The organism is Yoonia sp. R2-816, assembly GCF_046762905.1.
Taxonomy (GTDB): Bacteria; Pseudomonadota; Alphaproteobacteria; order Rhodobacterales; family Rhodobacteraceae; genus Yoonia.
This window is the reverse complement of record NZ_JBKQXN010000329.1, coordinates 276,849-293,886: the sequence shown is the minus strand read 5'-3', so window position 1 is coordinate 293,886 and position 17,038 is coordinate 276,849. Positions and strand designations below refer to the sequence as shown.

The following is a 17,038-nucleotide window of genomic DNA, read 5'->3' as shown; positions in this document are numbered from 1 at the left end:
GAAACGTCAAAAGAGTCCGGCTTCCACCCCGCTCCAGCGCAATAAGTCCCAAAATGGTCCAGAAATCGAAAACCCCAAAGAAAACCACCAGAAAACCTTTAAAGCTGAAAAACCAAAGACGTTTCCACACAGCCTCAGCCCAAAGCGGACACACAGGACAGTGCCATGAATGCCTGCTTTGGCGAGTTTGGCCTTCCGACCGAAAAAAGACTGTAATTTCCACAATTTCAGAGATCACGGACTGTCTGCAGAGCTTGACCGTTTCGAATATGTCGAGCGAGATAGGCGATATCGAATGCTTTCTCAGCCCTCAACTTTCATCATCATTCATCCCGCACGCCGCCAATAAGGTTTCTGCGAAATCCAGCCGGAAGGTTCTGATGGATTCGAAATTATCACCATGCACATGATGTGCAAAAGTGACTAAAGCTTTTTCGTCTTGCATCAACCAACCTGCGTACCAGCCCTCGAATGCACCGGAAAATTCACCAGGACGGACTGGACCGGAACCCGTCTTTCCATGGAGCGTAAAGCTTCCAAAATGTCCGACTCTTGAAATCTCGATCAAGTCTGCGATGTGTCCTTCCTTGACGGTGAATTCGCCGGTCAGCAGGTTTTTCAGAAAATGTACCTTTTCTGTGACCGAAACCTTAAGCGGCCCACCAAGCCAAAAACTATCGTGGCCATCGGGTACATTCGCGTTGCCGTAGCCCCAATCTTGAAGGTCTTCGCGATAGCGTTCTGCACCGACGTCCAATGCAAGGTCCTGAAAGTACCATGCGGATGAGCGCTGAAACGCCGACCTCAGCGTCTGACCTTGTCTCCACGCTTCGGGCCAGTAGGCCTCGGCAGGACGCGAGACGGAGTCCCAATCGCGCCAATGGTCAATACTGGTTGCGGCGTCTGCCTCCAAACCAATTATGGTATTCGGGATCTTAAATGTCGACCACGGCGGGTAGCGTTTTTCTAGATCGCTGCCTTCCAGAAGACAACGTTGGCCAGTAGTTAGATCGAGAGCCAGAAAGCTCGACTCCCGATCACCAAGTCTGTCTACAAACTTATCTTGGTCTAGAACGATATCGACCTGTGCCGACGCAGCAGAAACTGAAATAAGAGACAAGGCTATTGCTGCCTTAATTGAGGGCTGGAGTATCAATAGAGCGCCTTTCCTGAATTCCATCGGTGTCATCAATAGCAAAGATACGTCTGTCTAATCCGCTCACACCTGCCTCGCCAAGCCAGATCTGGAAGTCGGCGAAGAACTGCCGCCAGATGAAAGTGTATGCTGGCACCGACAACGGGCATTCGTGCATCCAGCGGCATTCGTAGCTCTGGGCTCGCTGCCGACATCTGACGGTTTTAGTCGTATGACAGGTGCCAGCCCAATGGAGACATAGAGTTCCTGCAGGTCGGGCGAATGCTGAAGTTCGCGGTACGTGCGAAAAAAGTTGCTCCACTTTCAGAAGCGGCCATTCGTGAAATCATTTACTTTGGTGGAGCGACTGAGAAGCTTCGCGCGGGCAGAGCCAACTCGGCTCCCAACTCCTCGACAAGGTGCAGTGACATCGCCCTAAAATCGTCATTTTCTATTAACTCTTCGTTAACTCGCTTTATGCGAGCATTGCCTGGCATACTTTGCACCCAACTACTCAACAAAGTTTCGGAGCGGACGCACTCACTTCTCCTCCTCACCGTCTGCTCCGAACCTAATATTAGGATTGTCTTGAAAGGAAGAAAAATGGATGGCGTTGTTAGCGATTGGATTGGATTAACAGACAGGACCACTGGCCAGGTGCGGTGGTTTGATCCGGAGAAGGGCTACGGGTTCATTCGCGCAGCAGAGGTTGACGGCGACGTATTGCTACATCGCAATGTATTAAGAAACTTCGGCCAGAACTCCACGTATGAGGGATGCGAAGTTGAATTTATTTTGGAGGAGGGCAAAGCTGGTCGGAGAGCGGCTAGGATTCTTTCCATTCGACCGCCGTTGAACACCATCGCGGTCGATGAAGAAATCGCCGTCGATGTTGCCATGTCAATTCCGGTTAGGGTGTCTTGGTTCGATTATCAACGCGGCTTCGGATTCGTTCATGATTTTGCCTCGGGTGCTGAAGTATTTCTAGGTCTCGATACACTTCAAAAGTGTGGATTTGCTGATGCGCAGACGGGCGAAGCATTGCGGGTGCTCATAGCAGATGGGGATCGTGGTCCGTTCGTAACCTCAATACTTCCATGGAGATATTCTGGCAACGGAGCCTCTTTGCCAAACATAACTCAGGCAACTACACCGCTACCAAAATCTCTCCTTGTGGCCAGCTGATTTGGCCTTTTGCGTCGTTATTAAAGTCGCATGTTGAATCGCTAGAGTCCAATCCTCGCCGTCGCTAAAATTGCAACGACGTTCTGGTGACCTGCACAAAAAGCCAGTCGAAAAGGCCCAGAATTGGACACATTTGCCGGTAAGAGTCGGGCCAGTAATTGGTATTGACCCAAGGTCTGTCTGTTCAGTGAATTTGGCACCGGCAATCACAAAAAAAAGATTGTCGGTGCCATGTTGTTTCGAGCAAACGGAAAGAGCGTACTTATAGGGCGATCTCCAAGTGCAGATCATAATAGCCGAACTGAATATTCAAAACTGTTCATCAGCTTTAAGTCACGGCGCTCCAATTCCTCGTTCACGGCATTCATGGCAGTCTCGTTAGCGGCTGCAACGGCAGCAGCATCCGTATCAGTCTGCGCTAAGCTTCTTATGACAATTCTCTGCAGACCAAGAGTACGGGCTGCGATCATCGCTCTATCAAGATGCGCGAGCTCATCAAACCTGATTGCAATTGCTTTCGATGTCATGATCACTCCATTTAGTTCCATACTGGATCAAAGTAGTTATTCAACAACAACATAGAACCGTTAACAAAGGATTGATGCCATGATGCGTCGTCAGGAACGTAGTGCAGAGAGAATGCGCGTACTATCGGAACTCGTAGATGCAAACGCTGACAGACGACAGCAGATGATCGATGAGTATAAACGGCGATCCGAAGAAGCCTTTGCCCCTCAAACACGTCGAAACTTACGACAGATGAAATCCTCATTCTTGAAATGGCTGGTCGCGAATGGTCATTCCACTGACCTGCCGATCGAGCCGACTGTCGTTGCAGACTACGTGGAAAGCCTCGGCGGCCAGCTTCGTCCAACTACCATTGAGTGTCGACTCTGGGCAATCAGCGAAATGCACAAAGCGGAGTTTCTCGGCTCGCCGAGCCACCATCGTCTGGTCGACTTGGCGCTCAAAAGCGTGAAGCGACGCTTTGGGACCGCAATCAAACAGGCGGCACCATTGAGTAAGAGTGACGTTTTAGAAACCGTTTCTTCGCTCGGGACGACCCGAATTGACGTCCGAGACCGCGCTCTACTCTTGACTGCTTCGGACAGTTGGTGCCGCGCCAGCGAACTTATTGCTCTGCGCGTCGAGCACATCTGTCGCCAAAATGATGGTTCAAGCCTCTTGTTCATCATCAGATCAAAAACTGACCAATATGGGGAAGGCGCATATGCGTTTTTGTCTGCCGAAGGGACTGGAGCAGTGGATGCATGGATCAAGTTGGCCAGGCTGAAGAAGAGTGACCCTGTATTTACGAAGTCGCAGAAGAATGGCACAAAGACGCCGCTAGATACCGCCACCATCTCGAGGATTTTCAAGCGTCGATTTGGGCGAGATGACGTGTCGTCTCACAGCATGCGCGTCGGTGGGGTACAAGACGCATTCAGGCTGGGATGTGATCTTTCGTCAATAATGGTTGCCGGGCGTTGGTCGTCACCAGAAATGCCCGCACGCTATGGTCGTAGAATTCTTGCCAGCAGTTCGGCTGCAGCACAAGTCTCTGCTGCATATAGTAGCCATGAAAAGTCAAGCAGTCTTGCAGGCCCCAGCCGTTCATTTTTTTGAAACCGCTAATGTCAGAATAACACAAGGAGTGGGCCACCAAAATCCTTCTTTTTGATGAAAAACATCAACCTACTTTACACTTTCTTAATACTTTTGATCAACATTTTGAACAGATGGTGATGACTGATGGCTTGCCATGGAAAGATTTGCCCGACAACTGATGGAGGGAGAAGCAAGTTGCTGAAATCAAACTCACGATGTCGAAAAGACAACTCGTTGCAAGGAGTTGCGTATCCCCAGTCTATGTTGATTTACTCCGACCCGACTGAAAATGTAGTTCCATTTAAGAAGGTGAATTGGCCCCGAAGTCGCCGACACAACGGAGCATGCCGCAAGTGTGGAGCCACCTTTGAGGGTCCAGAATTCGCGAAGAAGTGTTGGCACTGCCTTTCAGCGCAAGCCAAACAGAGCTGGATTCGTTTTGTCATGGGAGAAGGAAACTAGCGCCGTCCGTAGACGGACCGGACACAGGTGCGCAGTGGGCCGGATGTCGGCGAGAAAGTCGCTGGCATCGAATTTTGCTTCTTTGTTGCGTTCCTGATCGTCGGTAGCCCATTCGTTTTGTTGCTGCAGCGAGTTGCAGGATTTTCGGACTACACTGCAGCAGATTGTTCGACGGTCAAATGGCAGTTTCGGGCCGGAAGCACGTTTACCGACCCAGACAAGGACCTTTTAGCAAGTCAATAGACGATTTTCCAATGCGAGAATTTTTCCCTTCGACGCGGCGATGTTGCCTTCATTGTCTCCACCACTGACACTACCCATCGGCACTCCGATCAAAAACACCCCTAAAGCGTCATTGTTTGCCGCAGTGTTCTGCGCTGCCGAGAAAGTTGCGAGCTGCGATCGCTCGGTGTTCAGCATAGTTCGCGCTTGATTGCATGATACACTGCTGAATGCGTTTCCCATCGAAACTGGTGCAATGGCGTCAGGACGCTTTGCACAAGCAGCCAGCGCAATGGCGACAAGCACCAGTAATACAGATTTCTTCATAACTTCTACCTAAACAAGAATCGCCCCCACCACATGTGTGATAGAACTTGTGGTGCCGATCACCGTCAATGGCAAAGAGACAACGTCATAAAATCAACAAGGTAAGGACAGAATGTACGTTGCGCCAAGAGTTGAAAGCTTTCATCATCAGTTCATGTCAATCATTTGTCCAATGCCGTCAGCAATTCGAAGCCTTCCGTAAATCCCTGATGCTGCTCTATCCAGCAACGTCTGCTTTGGGGAAGCTGCATCGCGGCGCTCATTGTATCGGTCTACATCTGGAATGGGCCGACCCAAACTTTGCAAAGTCGGCTTCCTGCGCATCGCGGCCGTTGGTGCACACTGAAGCAAACTACCGCTTCCCGCCCGACTTTCGGTAGGGCGGCCGGGTTTGCAACCCCGGCCACCCAGCTCCCTTTCAGGAGTGTCAGTTCAGCACTTCGCGTTGCGCCAGGCGTTGTTCAAGCCACTCCAGCACTTCACTCTCAACCCAACCTACGCGATTCGGGCCCAGCTGTACCCGCTTGGGGAATAGGCCTGCCTTCTCCAGACGTGCGGTGTGTTGCGGTGAGTACAAGATCAACTCCTTGACCTGGCGTTTTGAAAGTATCCTCATCACGATCTCTCCTAGATAGAAGAGCATCGCGATGCTCGGGTTTCGACAAGTTCCCCGAGGAGACATCAGACTAGTGAAATTTCGCTGCTGATCAAGAAAACTTGCGTCATCTGTTGGCCTGTTAAGCCTGATATTGTATGTTCTGCAGAGGGAACGTTTGATGTTCGTGTGGGTCATCGGTCTGCACTCGAACCTGATAATGACTCCTTATCTGGGGGTACCGTTGGGGGTATCAACCAAAACCACACGGATACTAAGTCTTTGATATCAAATGCCTATGCTGAAAAATAGGGTCCTCTCCTGCACCATTTTTCCTTCAGCACAATATTTGATACCGACTTGGCGAACGCTTGGGTTTGCTCGTACTCCTAGCACATTCGTCGATTGAAGCGTTGGCAAAGAATACCGGGATTTTGACAAGACGCAGCGTTTTCCGCTTGCGTTCCGGCGCTGATCGACTCAAGCTTGGGTTACTCAGGGGTGCCGCGTATTGCCGTGGCTGAGATGCGGGTGCAAAGCCTGCGGACCCTCAAAGCTGATCTGGATAATGCCAGCGTAGCAAGGAGGACAGAAATGTTTGCAGGCGCGCAAGTCTCTCTTTACCCGATGACCGATGGGTTCATCGACACCATCCTCTCTTCACTCAATGCACTTGATCCCTGGCGCGATAGGCTGCGCATTGAAACCGATGATATCTCGACCTTGATGGTCGGCCCGCCCGAGGTCCTGTTTCCCGCCCTGCGTGATCTTTATGTCGCTGCGGCCCGGTCCGGCCATCATATCGTGTTGCGGGCGACCCTGTCGCGCGGGTGTCCCGGAGAACCCGATGATCCGATCTGCCGGACCGACGCGATGGCCAATCCATCAGAACGCTTGGCATCACGCCAGAAGACGGCCCTTTCTGCCCTGTCTGGCGCCGCCAAAACGGATCAGACTGCCGATGCGCAGTTTTCGCTTTATGTCTTGGGCGCGGGTGATCACATGGCAGAGATCATGGGCTGCATTGATTTCCTCAAACAAAGCGGCACGTTTGACCGATCCAAGAATTTCTGCACCCGGCTGACCGGGGATGCAGGCTCGGTCTTTGCCACGCTTGAGCAGGCATTCTGCCAGTTCGGGCCACCCAATGGACATGTCACGATTGACCTGACGGTATCCGCAAACAGCCCAAGCAAGCGCTGATCCCATGCTGCACCCCCTGCCCCGCCATCCCGGCGGAGGGCTGGCCCGCGGCATTCCTGCCGCACTCAGCCTGCTTAGCGCCTTTCTGATCTGGGAAGTTTATGTTCGCCTGTCGGGGATTTCGCCCCTGATGCTGCCTGCACCGTCGCGGGTGTTGAGCCAGATCGTGCTGAACCGGACGATGCTGTGGGACAACACGATCCCCACCCTGCGGGCGACTTTTGCGGGGTTCGCGCTGTCCCTCACCGTCGCCTTCGGGCTGTCGATCATGTTGGATTTCATGCCACGGGTGCGGCGGGCCCTGTTCCCGATCTTTGTTGTCAGTCAGACATTGCCCCTCGTCGCCATCGCACCCTTGGTGGTGCTCTGGTTCGGCTTCGATCTGACACCGAAGGTCCTGCTGGTCGCGCTGGTGACATTCTTTCCGATGCTGGTCGCCCTGGTGGATGGTTATGCCGCAACCGATCCGGAGATTGAAAACCTGCTGCGGTCCATGGGGGCCACACGCCGCGTCATTTTCCGGCGCGCGCGATTGCCCTCGGCGATGCCCTATTTCTTTGCCGGGCTGCGGATCTCGATCACCTATGCGGTCGTGGCCGCGATCTTTGCCGAATATGTGGGGGCGCGGGCCGGTCTGGGGATCGTCATCCTGAACGCGAAAAACAGTTTTCGGCCCGATCTTGTGCTGGCGGCTGTTGTGATCAGCTCTTTGCTCACCCTGATTTTGTTTGCCTGCACCGCGCTGATCCAGCGCGCTGTCCTGCGCTGGCGCGACCATGGGGACGGTGCATGACGGTGCTGAGCATGCAGAATATTCGCCTGTCGCTGGGTGAGACACCCGTGCTGGACGATATCAGCCTGCACCTGAACACCGGCGAGTTTGTCACGCTTCTGGGGCCATCGGGTGCAGGCAAGTCGACGATCTTTCGGCTGCTTACCGGCGCCCTGACCCAGGATGCAGGTCGCGTGACATATGACGGCATTCCCCTTGCCGAAAACCCGCAGCGCTTTGCCTTCATGCCCCAGCGCGACGCGCTGCTGCCATGGTGCCGGGTTCTGGATAATCTGACTTTGGGGCTAGAGGTGCGGGGCTTAGCCCGCAAGGCAGCGCGCGAACGGGTTTTGCCGCTCTTGGATGATTTCGGGTTGGCGGGTTTCGAACAGCACTACCCGGCCCAGCTGTCAGGTGGCATGCGTCAGCGTGCGGCGCTGTTGCGCACCGTGGTGCAAGGCCAGCCCGTGCAGCTTCTTGATGAACCGTTTGGCGCGCTTGATGCGCTGACCCGGACCCAGATGCAGACATGGTTCGAAGAACGCTGGCGCACTGCACGCTGGACGACGCTGCTGATCACCCATGACGTGCGCGAGGCCGTGGCGCTGTCCGACAGGATCTACGTCCTGTCACCCCGTCCTGCCCGCATCCGCGCCGAAATCGCGGTCCCCGCACAGCGCCCACGCCTTGGGCAGCCGATCACGACAGAGGCACATGCGCTCGAGGCGCATCTGCTGGACATATTACTTAACCAAACCGGAGAAACCTGATGAAACACCTGATCGCAACCGCATTTTTCTGTGCCACCCTTCCCGCCACGGCGCAGGAAAAGCTCAGCGTCGCGCTCGACTGGACACCCAATACAAACCATGTGGGCCTGTATGTGGCACAGGCGAAAGGCTGGTTCGAAGACGCCGGTCTTGATGTCGATATCCTGCCCTATACCGATACCTCATCCGGGGCACTGGTTGCGACCGGCATCGCGGAATTCGGCATTCTGAGTGCCGTTGGTTTTCACACCCAGCGCGCCACCGGGGCGGATATGACAACCGTGATGGCGATTGTGCAGCATGAAACCGGGCGACTGGTCTTCAATGGCGAGCGCGACGATATTCAGCGCCCTGCTGACTTGGATGGCATGATATATGCTGGTTTCGGTAGCGCGTGGGAGGAAGCTCTGATTTCAACCATTATCCGCAATGACGGGGGCAAAGGCGTATTTGACACGGTAACGCTTGGGACCTCGGCCTATGAAGCGCTGGCGAATGGCCGTGTTGATTTCACACTAGAGATCAGCACTTGGGAAGGCGTGAACTCAATTCTGCTGGACCGGCCGCAGCGCGCCTTTCGCTATGCTGATTACGGTGTGCCTGATCAGCACACAACGCTGCTGGGTGGCAATAGCACGTGGCTGGCCGCAAACCCGGATGCCGCGCGCGCATTCGTTCAGGCAACGCAGCGCGGATATGAATTTGCCCAAAACAACCCGGCGCAAGCCGCCGATATTCTGATCGCTGAAACTGCCGGTATGCTGCCGAACCCAGCGCTCGTTCACGCCTCAATGGAGGCACTGGTCGCGGGCGGATATCTTCAGGAGCCGGGGGAACCCATTGGTCTCATCGATGACGAGAAGATGGAGAGCATCAACCGATTCCTGTTCGATGCAAATATCCTGCGCGACAAAAATAGCCAACCACTGGACACGATACCGGACGTTTCCACATGGTTCACAAATGATTATCTGGCGCACTGATGAACCAATAGCAGCACAGTTCTGCCAGGGTGCCTCCGAATTCCTACCTTATTCCAACAAGATGAACGACCGAGACGCGACTTCTGTCGTCTGTTTTACAACAAATGGGATGCTGGACAGTCAGAGTTGAGGTCAGACAATGAGGATGCCCTTCCAAGCTAGGGTATATGGTCAATCAGCCGAATATCAGGACAAATACTGTAGCGCCCGCAATCATTCCATATATGAAAACGCCACTAACATACTTGCCTGACGACGCGCCGGAGTTCTGGTGACCCCGGCAGGATTCGAACCTGCAACCTGCCCCTTAGGAGGGGGCTGCTCTATCCAGTTGAGCCACGGGGCCACGCTAGACCATTCAATGCCCACCTTTGGGCATCTGGTCAACGGGCCAAAGGGCCGTTAACAATGACGGAACGAACAGCAGGATCGCCCCTTGACCCGACAGATCAAACGCCCGCTCACGCTCCGCGATGTTTCCGAAGCCTCGGGGGTCAGTGAAATGACGGTCAGCCGGGTATTGCGCAACAAGGGCGATGTGAGCGAGGCGACGCGCCAAAAGGTCCAGGATGCGGCCAAGCGGCTGGGCTACGTACCCAACAAAATCGCAGGCGCGCTTGCGTCCCAGCGAGTAAATTTGGTGGCGGTGATTATCCCGTCCCTTGGTAATATGGTTTTTCCAGAGGTCTTGTCAGGCATATCGGAAACGCTGGAAGATACCGAACTGCAGCCGGTCGTCGGTGTGACCGACTATATGCCCGAGAAAGAAGAAAAGGTCCTGTTCGAGATGTTGTCCTGGCGGCCGTCAGGCGTGATCATTGCCGGGCTGGAACATTCCGATGCCTCTCAGGCGATGTTGCGTCAGTCAGGCATTCCGGTGGTCGAGATCATGGATATCGACGGTGAACCTATTGACGCCTGCGTGGGTATTTCGCATCGGCGGGCGGGCCGGATCATGGCCGAGGAAATCATCACCGCCGGGTACAAGCGCATCGGTTTCATGGGCACCAAGATGCCGCTGGATCACCGGGCACGCAAACGGTTCGAAGGGTTCACCCGGACACTGGCCAAAGCAGGGATCGAAATTGCCGATCAGGAGTTTTACTCAGGCGGATCTGCCCTCGCCAAGGGCCGAGAAATGACAGCCAAGATGATCGAACGGACCCCGGACCTCGACTTTCTTTACTACTCGAACGACATGATCGGGGCGGGCGGGTTGCTCTACCTTCTGGAGAAAGGTGTTGATGTGCCCGGTCAGATCGGGTTGGCCGGGTTCAACGGAGTCGAGCTTTTGGACGGCCTGCCGAAACGACTGGCCACGATGGATGCCTGTCGGCGGGAAATCGGCGTCAAGGCGGCCCAGATCATTGCCGCGCGAAACGCGGGCGAAACGATATCAGATGACCCGATCGTCAAGCTGGAGCCAAAGCTGCAGCCGGGCGATACACTGCGCTGCAACTAGGGCGCGTCACGCCTTTACAGCATTCAATCAGATGCGGGCCGGACTCTGCGGAGCTTGCATAGGGCGGTCGCAATTCGCTATACAAAACATATGTTTAACGTCATCCTTTCCATATTGATTAAGATTTTACGAAACGCGGGACTTGGCCGCAAAATCTGGTAGAACACACCTCCTGTGTGTTGATTGAGTAGACGGGTGAAAGATGGCGACCGAACGTACGGCCCCTTTGGATCAGATGATCGAGTTTGTGATGGAAGAGATGTTGTCCGGCAACACCCAACGCAAACAGGCAATGGTGCGCAATTTGGCAGAACGCTGGCCGGACCAGCCTGCTCTCGCGCTGGTCTATGCAGTCACCTCCGCGACCGAAGCGATCGAAGACAGCTTTCGCGAAGCCGCGACCGAGGATCCGGTCATCCCGCTTGGCTACAGGCTGTCGGCCCTGATTTCTGCAGATGTGCATGCCGTCCAATCCATGGGCCAGACACCATCTGTCGCCGAAGATCTGCTGCATTTCTGGCGGCGCGTCGATCCGCAGTTCCTGCGGCTGCAATAGTATTTGAACCGTTCTATGCTGCGATCCCAGTGTTTTTTGTGATACGCAAAGGCTGCTCCATCAGCGCGAGCTTTCGGATTGCGGGCAAAAACAGGTTGTGCCGCTGCACCTGACCAAGTGCGGCCATCCCGATGCAGTATTTCGAGCATTTGCGCGTGGGGTGCAGGTGATGGCTGCGCAGGATCTTGTCGGCGATCCCGTTGCCACGCGCCGATTTGGTTTCGAGAATGAGCATATCGGCGGATGCATCCCGTTCCACATTGGCGGCGCGAAACTGCAACCTTGTGTCGATTGTCATCCGTTCGCCCCCTTCTTTGGCGACAAGAGTGATCCGTTCGTATTCCATCCCGATGGCCGGTTGCAGGTCGCGTCCCAGCGGTACGCCGTAAAGATCGGTATGGCAGGTATCGATGAATGCGCGGCTTTCCTCGCAGAGCCCGTCAGCGAATGGCGGCAGTTTGAGCCGCTTTTTGACGGTGACATTGCGGGTATCCTTGAGTTTGACCTCAAGATAGCTGAACCCGGCGTCGACATAGTGCCGGATCCGAACCTTGCAGCGTTTGCGCCGCCCCTGATGGTGGTCGTTGTAGGATTGCGCGGCTTCATTGTCGAAATAGTTGGTGGCATAGGTGAATGCCCGCTTACCCTTGATCTCAAGCACGTCAAACAACTCACCAAACTGCGTGAAGACCGGCACCAGCCGTACTGCGGGGACGATGTATTTGTTGTCCAGCCGTTCCAGCATGGCGGCTTTGCCATTCAGTCCATCGAGAGAGATCGTGTCGAAGGTCGACAGACATTCTGCAATTCGCGAGTCCATGGTCATTTCTCCCTTGTTTATTTGCGGTAGTAGACGTTGATCTGGGCCATATCGGTGATGTAGTTGAGCGCCGTAATCTGATAGCTCATCACCTCGACCCCCAGCCTTGCCGACAGGTCAGTGCGCATTTTTTGTGGGTCGGACAGGGCATCATGTTCGATCTTGTCCAGCGTGATTTTGATCCCATCGACGGATTTGAGGATACGGGGGTGGTCAAAGACAAAGGCCCCCAGCAGCACCAGCCCGACCACGACGGTCACAAATGGCAGCGTCGTGCCCTGGATCGAACAAATCACAGCGAGGGCGACCGACCCGAAAAAATAGGTAATCTCAATCTTGCTGATCTGTTCGGACCGGAGCGTAAACAGAGCCAGAATAGCGAAGAGGCCAAAACCGGCAGCCAGTGAGAATTCTACGGAGCCGAGGATTGACAGCACCCCGAACGCGAAGATGTTGAACAGCGATGCAGCGGTTGCCAGTTCCTTGTCCCTGTAGCGCGGGTAGAACAGCGCATAGATAAGCACCGTCATTGCGGAAAGATTGATCGCAAAGCGGATCACAACGCCAAGGTCCAGAAAATCAGTCATCATTCCACTCTTCATATCTTGCGATGCGCCGGGAGTTACCCGACCTACCGCGCTTGTTTTGATGAAGGGATATTCGGGCCGAATGGCATGCGCCTTTCGCCAAGATGACAGTTTTATGACAGGTGCATGAAGGTTTTGTCATAACGCCGCAAAATGACGTTTCAGCGGGCCGTACACATAGAAACGGCGACACCATAGGTGCCGCCGTTCAGCCGTGAGTGGCCGGGTATTTTCTAGCCGATGCGATAGCCCACGTTGCGCAAGGTCGTGATCACATCGCCGCATTGTCTCAACTTGCGGCGCAACCGTCCGATATAGACGTCAACAACATTCGTCAGAGGGTCAGAATTCATGCCCCAAACCGCGTTCAAGATCCGTTCGCGTGTCAGCACCCGCCCGGGGTTTGACAGGAACAGGACCAGGATATCGCGTTCCTTGGCCGACAGTTCGACCTGTTCGCCGCTCACCTCGACACGGTAAGACAGCCGGTCAAAAATGATGTCGCCGAACTGCAATGTCGTTTCCTCGGCAGATTGGGCATAGCCATTTGCGCGCCGGTGCAGACTTTCGATACGTGCCACCAGCTCATCAAAGTCGAACGGTTTCGGCAGGTAGTCGTCGGCCCCGATCCGAAGCCCTTCGACACGCTCTTCGGTTGCGTCCAGCGCGCTCAGCATCAGGATGGGGGTTTTGATCTGACGCGCTCGCAGTTTGCGGCACACATCCTGCCCGCTGATACCTGGCAACATAAGGTCCAGCAGCACGACATCGAACTTGTCTTGCGACAGCATCTCAATGCCGGTTTCGCCGTCAGGCGCATGCTGCACATTCCAGCCTTCGCCGGAGAGTCCGCGGCGCAAGAAATCTGCGACACGTGTCTCATCTTCGATCAACAGAATATTCATGTCACCCCCAACCAGTTTGCTGTGCATCTTCGGAATCTTTCGCGACTCTCATCAAACAACATACTTTCGTTGAGCTTCGTAAATCAGGTTTTGGTGTCTCACGTAAATCAACTTTGGGTGCACTCAGCGGGAATAAACCTTTGTTTATGACGAAGATCGGCGCATTGCCGCCCCCGATGTTGTCAAAGTCAGAGGTGCCATGGTCCGTTGTCGTCAGCCGCCATCGAAAGCTGAATTGGTATCGATGGTCCGAAAAGAGCTGAATGAATAAGCCGAGCTAGCGCGACGACGCCAGACAATGACTGACTTCAGAGTCCTAGCCAGTCTGTTTTAGGTCAACCAGCGACAGTGATTTTTTGCGCGACAGGGACAGCACGACGCATAGGCCGCCGGCATCGGCATCAACAAGCGATGCTGTGCCGCCATGTGCCTGCATGATCGCGCGAACGATCGGCAAACCCAGCCCGGTGCCTTCGGTCGGTGTCCGCGATGCATTCGTGCCGCGATAAAAGCGCTCAAATGCCTGCGCCTTGTCTTCATCGCTCATCCCCGGACCATTGTCGGACACTGCGATTTCGAGCGATTCACTGTTGTCCCGCACAGCAATCACAATGTCGGGGCCACCATATCGTAAGGCGTTATGCAGCACGGACAGCAGGCATTGACGCATGCGCAACCGGTCCACGCGCGCCCGGGTATTCTTGGCCTCGATCACGACCTTGATCGGAGCTTCGAACATATCCTGCGCATCGGTGATGACTTGGCGGATATCGATATCCTTGGGATCAAGGCGCAGTTCGCCTGCTTCGTGACGGGCGACCAGCAGCATGTCATCGACGATCTGCGAAGTGTGGCGTGCGGAATCGCGAATGCGTGCAAGCGTATCTGACACCGCATCCGGATCTCGCAGCGTACCGCGCAGCGCGACGTCTGCCTCGCCCCGGATGATCGTCAGCGGCGTCCGCAATTCGTGGCTGATGTCGGCCATCATCCTGCGCCGGTTTGCCTCGGACATTTCGATCTGGTGCAAAAGATTCTCCAGCTCATGTGTCCGCTCGGCGACCTTGCGTTCCAGCAGTTCATTCTGTTGCCTCTGGTCCAGTTCCCGCTGGCGTAAAAGAGCAGCCATATTGCTAAGTACGCCGGACATTTCACGCAATTCCTGCCCCCCGAGTTTGGGCACGTCTTTAGCGAAATCGCCGGTGCCATAGGTCTTTACGGCGCCGATGAGGTTGCGGAAGGGGAGGTGCAGCAATCTTGCATAGGACCAGAGCGCGCCGATCAATGCGACAACTGCTGCGGCAATGGTGGCCCATGTGACGATTGTCATTTCATTGCGAAAGGCAATCGCGGCCGCGCGGGTCTCTCTCACTTCTTCCCGTTCCTCTTCGACCGCTGCCTGAATGAGCGTGGCCAGTTCGACATCTATTGTCTGGTCCAGCAGATCCACCAGAACATCGCCATCGGCTGCATCTGCGTCCTCGGGGGTCAGGCGAGCCAGTACCCCGTCCACTTCGGCGATCTTGCTTTCGATCTGGGCAAGAAGTTCCAGTTCTTCATATTCCTCTTCGCCCACAAGTTCGATCTCACTGGCGATGATGGTTCTGATCCGCGAGATTGAGCCTTTGATCTTTTCATTCAACTCCTCTTCCAGTGCCCCCCCGTCAAGGTCACCGATAATCAGCGCATCCCCATGCTGCTTGAGTAACTGAAACACCTTGGATTGAAGCAACAGGTGTTCTTCAAGCGACGCATACGCCAGTTCGGTTCGTTCATCCCACCGTTGGCTTTGCTTGAGGTTACTGAGTGTCACGGCGGTCAGGCCAGTGATCAAAATAACAAAGATACCCGCATAAAATACAAAAAGTGTCGTCAGGCGCACGGTCGTCTCCTCAAGGAATCTTTGCGCTTCAAAAATGTTGGGGAAGCGTGTCCCATCACGCAGCCGCTATCAAGCCGGTGCAGGCCTGCCATCGGCTGCAGAACGATGGTGCATGTCGTCCCTTGCTGCATGATATCCAGATATCTTTCTGTTTGGGGCTCCAAAACGGCGCGGCTGCCCTCGATCAGGACAACCTCAGCCCGGGCAAGCGCAGCCCGGGCCAATTCAACGCGGACCTGTTCAGGTGCTGACAGATCGCGCCCCGCCTCGGCGACGCGCCGGTCCAACCCTTTGGGGCCATCTGCAAGATGCCGCAGATCAAAATCGGCCAGAACCCGGCAGATGCGGCGATCCTTGGGTCGGGGATGCAGACCAAGGGTCAGCGCCCGTCGCAGACTGCCCTGTAGGATAGCCGGTTGATCACCAATATACGCGCAGCGCGGTGTAACGGTGTGCCCTTCGGCTTGAAACCGGACCTTGAAATCGCTGTTCCGGTCAAGACCGGCCATGATGCGTAGAATATTTGCGTCTTTCGGCATCTGATGAGGGCAGAGTGTTATTCGCGCCGCTGCTGCAACTGATAACCTCACCGGCCCGTCAACCGAAATGGCGACAGCCCGCCCATGACCGGACACCTCGCGGTTAGCGCTGTCCTGCCGCAACAGGTTCTGCGCTTTTTCACCTGCCACCCGCCAGGCACAATACCGGTCCCAGACCAGCGCCAGCTCCCGCAAAGGTGCCACGAGAATGGCGATCATCGCCAAGGCGGCGGCCACTGCCCCGGTCATCGCGCCAATCATGCCTGCTGTGATCAGCACACACACGCCAGCGATAGCGGCACCCGCTTCGATCATACCCGACAGTCCATTGCGCAGCCCGGCCCGGCTCAGGCTGTTGCGGCGCAACCGCTGTCCATTCTCTGAAAGTGTTTCAATTTCCTTGTCGGTTCGCCCCAACAGATCAAGCATTGGTGCTACGGCAATCCGTTCGATCATTGATATTGATATTGTGGCCCGTTTGCTGCGAAGCGTCCGATGTCGCGTTTCCAGTCCGACCGCAATAGCGATGGTCAGGCCCGCCATTACCGCCAAAGGCAGAAATGCGGCCAGAGCAAGGTGCGGACTAAGAAGCCAAAGCACCGCCCCTGCGCCAGGCAACACAAATATCGCCGAAATAGCCAGCGGCAGGCCGCGACCGAACCAGTTGCGCGCCGCACTCAGATCGCCAACAAAGCGAAGCGACAGCGCACCGACCCGGCGCTGTTCGACTGCCGTAAGGTCCATTCCGGCAATATGCCGGTAGATGGTGATCCGCAGATCGTTGGCATAGCTTTGCCCCAATGCCTCGGCCCGCTGTTTGATGCACCATCCAAACAGGGCAACGGCCAGACCCGCACCCAGAAGTTGGGTCAGCACAGGCAGATCAGGCGGATAGCCGGTATGCAGTGCAGCGAATGCATCGCGGGTGGCAAAGGCACCCAACCCCATCGCGACCGCCTGCATAGTGCTGAATACCGGAATAAGGACCGCATCGCAGATGCGGTCCTTTGTCATCAATCTGGGAA

17 protein-coding genes, 1 tRNA gene and 1 riboswitch are annotated in these 17,038 nt (G+C 55.1%); of the genes, 8 read left to right on the top strand and 10 right to left on the bottom strand.

Annotated elements, in window-relative coordinates:
- Window positions 1–310: 310 nt before the first annotated feature.
- Window positions 311–1,180, bottom strand: a complete 870-nt coding sequence (locus ACFWW2_RS25220; protein ID WP_393933142.1) for a penicillin-binding transpeptidase domain-containing protein — start codon at window positions 1,178–1,180, stop codon at window positions 311–313.
- A gap of 237 nt (window positions 1,181–1,417) precedes the next feature.
- Between ACFWW2_RS25220 and ACFWW2_RS25215 the strand changes: the two genes are divergently transcribed.
- Complete coding sequence (locus ACFWW2_RS25215; protein WP_393933140.1) at window positions 1,418–2,320, top strand: cold shock domain-containing protein; 903 nt, start codon at window positions 1,418–1,420, stop codon at window positions 2,318–2,320.
- A 287-nt stretch (window positions 2,321–2,607) separates the two neighbouring features.
- Here ACFWW2_RS25215 and ACFWW2_RS25210 read toward each other — a convergent pair whose 3' ends face one another.
- Complete coding sequence (locus ACFWW2_RS25210) at window positions 2,608–2,847, bottom strand: hypothetical protein (RefSeq protein ID WP_393933138.1); 240 nt, start codon at window positions 2,845–2,847, stop codon at window positions 2,608–2,610.
- A 79-nt stretch (window positions 2,848–2,926) separates the two neighbouring features.
- On the opposite strand from ACFWW2_RS25210, the gene ACFWW2_RS25205 reads away from it, so the two are divergent.
- On the top strand, window positions 2,927–3,946 hold the full coding sequence (locus tag ACFWW2_RS25205) for a tyrosine-type recombinase/integrase (protein WP_393933136.1): 1,020 nt from the start codon (window positions 2,927–2,929) through the stop codon (window positions 3,944–3,946).
- A gap of 672 nt (window positions 3,947–4,618) precedes the next feature.
- Here ACFWW2_RS25205 and ACFWW2_RS25200 read toward each other — a convergent pair.
- Both ACFWW2_RS25200 and ACFWW2_RS25195 read right to left on the bottom strand, forming a co-directional pair.
- Complete coding sequence (locus ACFWW2_RS25200) at window positions 4,619–4,939, bottom strand: hypothetical protein (RefSeq protein WP_393933134.1); 321 nt, start codon at window positions 4,937–4,939, stop codon at window positions 4,619–4,621.
- Between the two features lie 427 nt (window positions 4,940–5,366).
- The gene (locus ACFWW2_RS25195; RefSeq protein ID WP_393933132.1) at window positions 5,367–5,555 is read right to left on the bottom strand and encodes a helix-turn-helix transcriptional regulator; all 189 of its coding nucleotides are present in this window, start codon (window positions 5,553–5,555) and stop codon (window positions 5,367–5,369) included.
- A gap of 466 nt (window positions 5,556–6,021) precedes the next feature.
- Window positions 6,022–6,135: riboswitch (TPP riboswitch) on the top strand.
- Here ACFWW2_RS25195 and ACFWW2_RS25190 point away from each other — a divergent pair.
- The 4 genes from ACFWW2_RS25190 (at window position 6,129) to ACFWW2_RS25175 (ending at window position 9,262) form a co-directional block, all read left to right on the top strand.
- Complete coding sequence (locus ACFWW2_RS25190) at window positions 6,129–6,737, top strand: YkoF family thiamine/hydroxymethylpyrimidine-binding protein (RefSeq protein WP_393933130.1); 609 nt, start codon at window positions 6,129–6,131, stop codon at window positions 6,735–6,737. It overlaps the preceding riboswitch by 7 nt.
- A gap of 4 nt (window positions 6,738–6,741) precedes the next feature.
- Window positions 6,742–7,530, top strand: a complete 789-nt coding sequence (locus ACFWW2_RS25185) for an ABC transporter permease (protein WP_393933128.1) — start codon at window positions 6,742–6,744, stop codon at window positions 7,528–7,530.
- Window positions 7,527–8,279 (top strand): ABC transporter ATP-binding protein, encoded by a 753-nt coding sequence (locus ACFWW2_RS25180; RefSeq protein WP_393933126.1) that lies wholly within the window; start codon window positions 7,527–7,529, stop codon window positions 8,277–8,279. The genes ACFWW2_RS25185 and ACFWW2_RS25180 overlap by 4 nt, the downstream gene beginning before the upstream one ends.
- Entirely contained in the window at window positions 8,279–9,262 is a 984-nt protein-coding gene (locus ACFWW2_RS25175; RefSeq protein ID WP_393933124.1) for an ABC transporter substrate-binding protein, read from the top strand. The genes ACFWW2_RS25180 and ACFWW2_RS25175 overlap by 1 nt, the downstream gene beginning before the upstream one ends.
- Window positions 9,263–9,531: 269 nt before the next feature.
- Here the strand turns inward: ACFWW2_RS25175 and ACFWW2_RS25170 are convergent.
- Window positions 9,532–9,608: transfer RNA gene (locus ACFWW2_RS25170), tRNA-Arg, on the bottom strand.
- 90 nt (window positions 9,609–9,698) lie between these two features.
- Between ACFWW2_RS25170 and ACFWW2_RS25165 the strand changes: the two genes are divergently transcribed.
- A complete protein-coding gene (locus ACFWW2_RS25165; protein WP_393933122.1) occupies window positions 9,699–10,724 on the top strand; it encodes a LacI family DNA-binding transcriptional regulator in 1,026 nt (341 codons plus the stop codon).
- 202 nt (window positions 10,725–10,926) lie between these two features.
- Entirely contained in the window at window positions 10,927–11,280 is a 354-nt protein-coding gene (locus tag ACFWW2_RS25160) for a hypothetical protein (RefSeq protein WP_393933120.1), read from the top strand.
- Window positions 11,281–11,293: 13 nt separating this feature from the next.
- Here the strand turns inward: ACFWW2_RS25160 and ACFWW2_RS25155 are convergent, their stop codons facing one another.
- The 5 genes from ACFWW2_RS25155 to ACFWW2_RS25135 form a co-directional block, all read right to left on the bottom strand.
- The gene (locus ACFWW2_RS25155) at window positions 11,294–12,100 is read right to left on the bottom strand and encodes a polyphosphate polymerase domain-containing protein (protein ID WP_393933118.1); all 807 of its coding nucleotides are present in this window, start codon (window positions 12,098–12,100) and stop codon (window positions 11,294–11,296) included.
- Between the two features lie 17 nt (window positions 12,101–12,117).
- The gene (locus ACFWW2_RS25150; protein WP_393933116.1) at window positions 12,118–12,687 is read right to left on the bottom strand and encodes a DUF4956 domain-containing protein; all 570 of its coding nucleotides are present in this window, start codon (window positions 12,685–12,687) and stop codon (window positions 12,118–12,120) included.
- 233 nt (window positions 12,688–12,920) lie between these two features.
- Window positions 12,921–13,619 carry a response regulator transcription factor gene (locus ACFWW2_RS25145; protein WP_393933114.1) on the bottom strand — a complete coding sequence of 233 codons (699 nt, stop codon included), beginning with the start codon at window positions 13,617–13,619 and terminating at the stop codon, window positions 12,921–12,923.
- Between the two features lie 289 nt (window positions 13,620–13,908).
- Entirely contained in the window at window positions 13,909–15,474 is a 1,566-nt protein-coding gene (locus tag ACFWW2_RS25140; protein ID WP_393933112.1) for a sensor histidine kinase, read from the bottom strand.
- A complete protein-coding gene (locus tag ACFWW2_RS25135; RefSeq protein ID WP_393933110.1) occupies window positions 15,465–17,027 on the bottom strand; it encodes an ABC transporter transmembrane domain-containing protein in 1,563 nt (520 codons plus the stop codon). Before ACFWW2_RS25135 ends, ACFWW2_RS25140 begins: the two co-directional genes overlap by 10 nt.
- Window positions 17,028–17,038 lie beyond the last annotated feature (11 nt).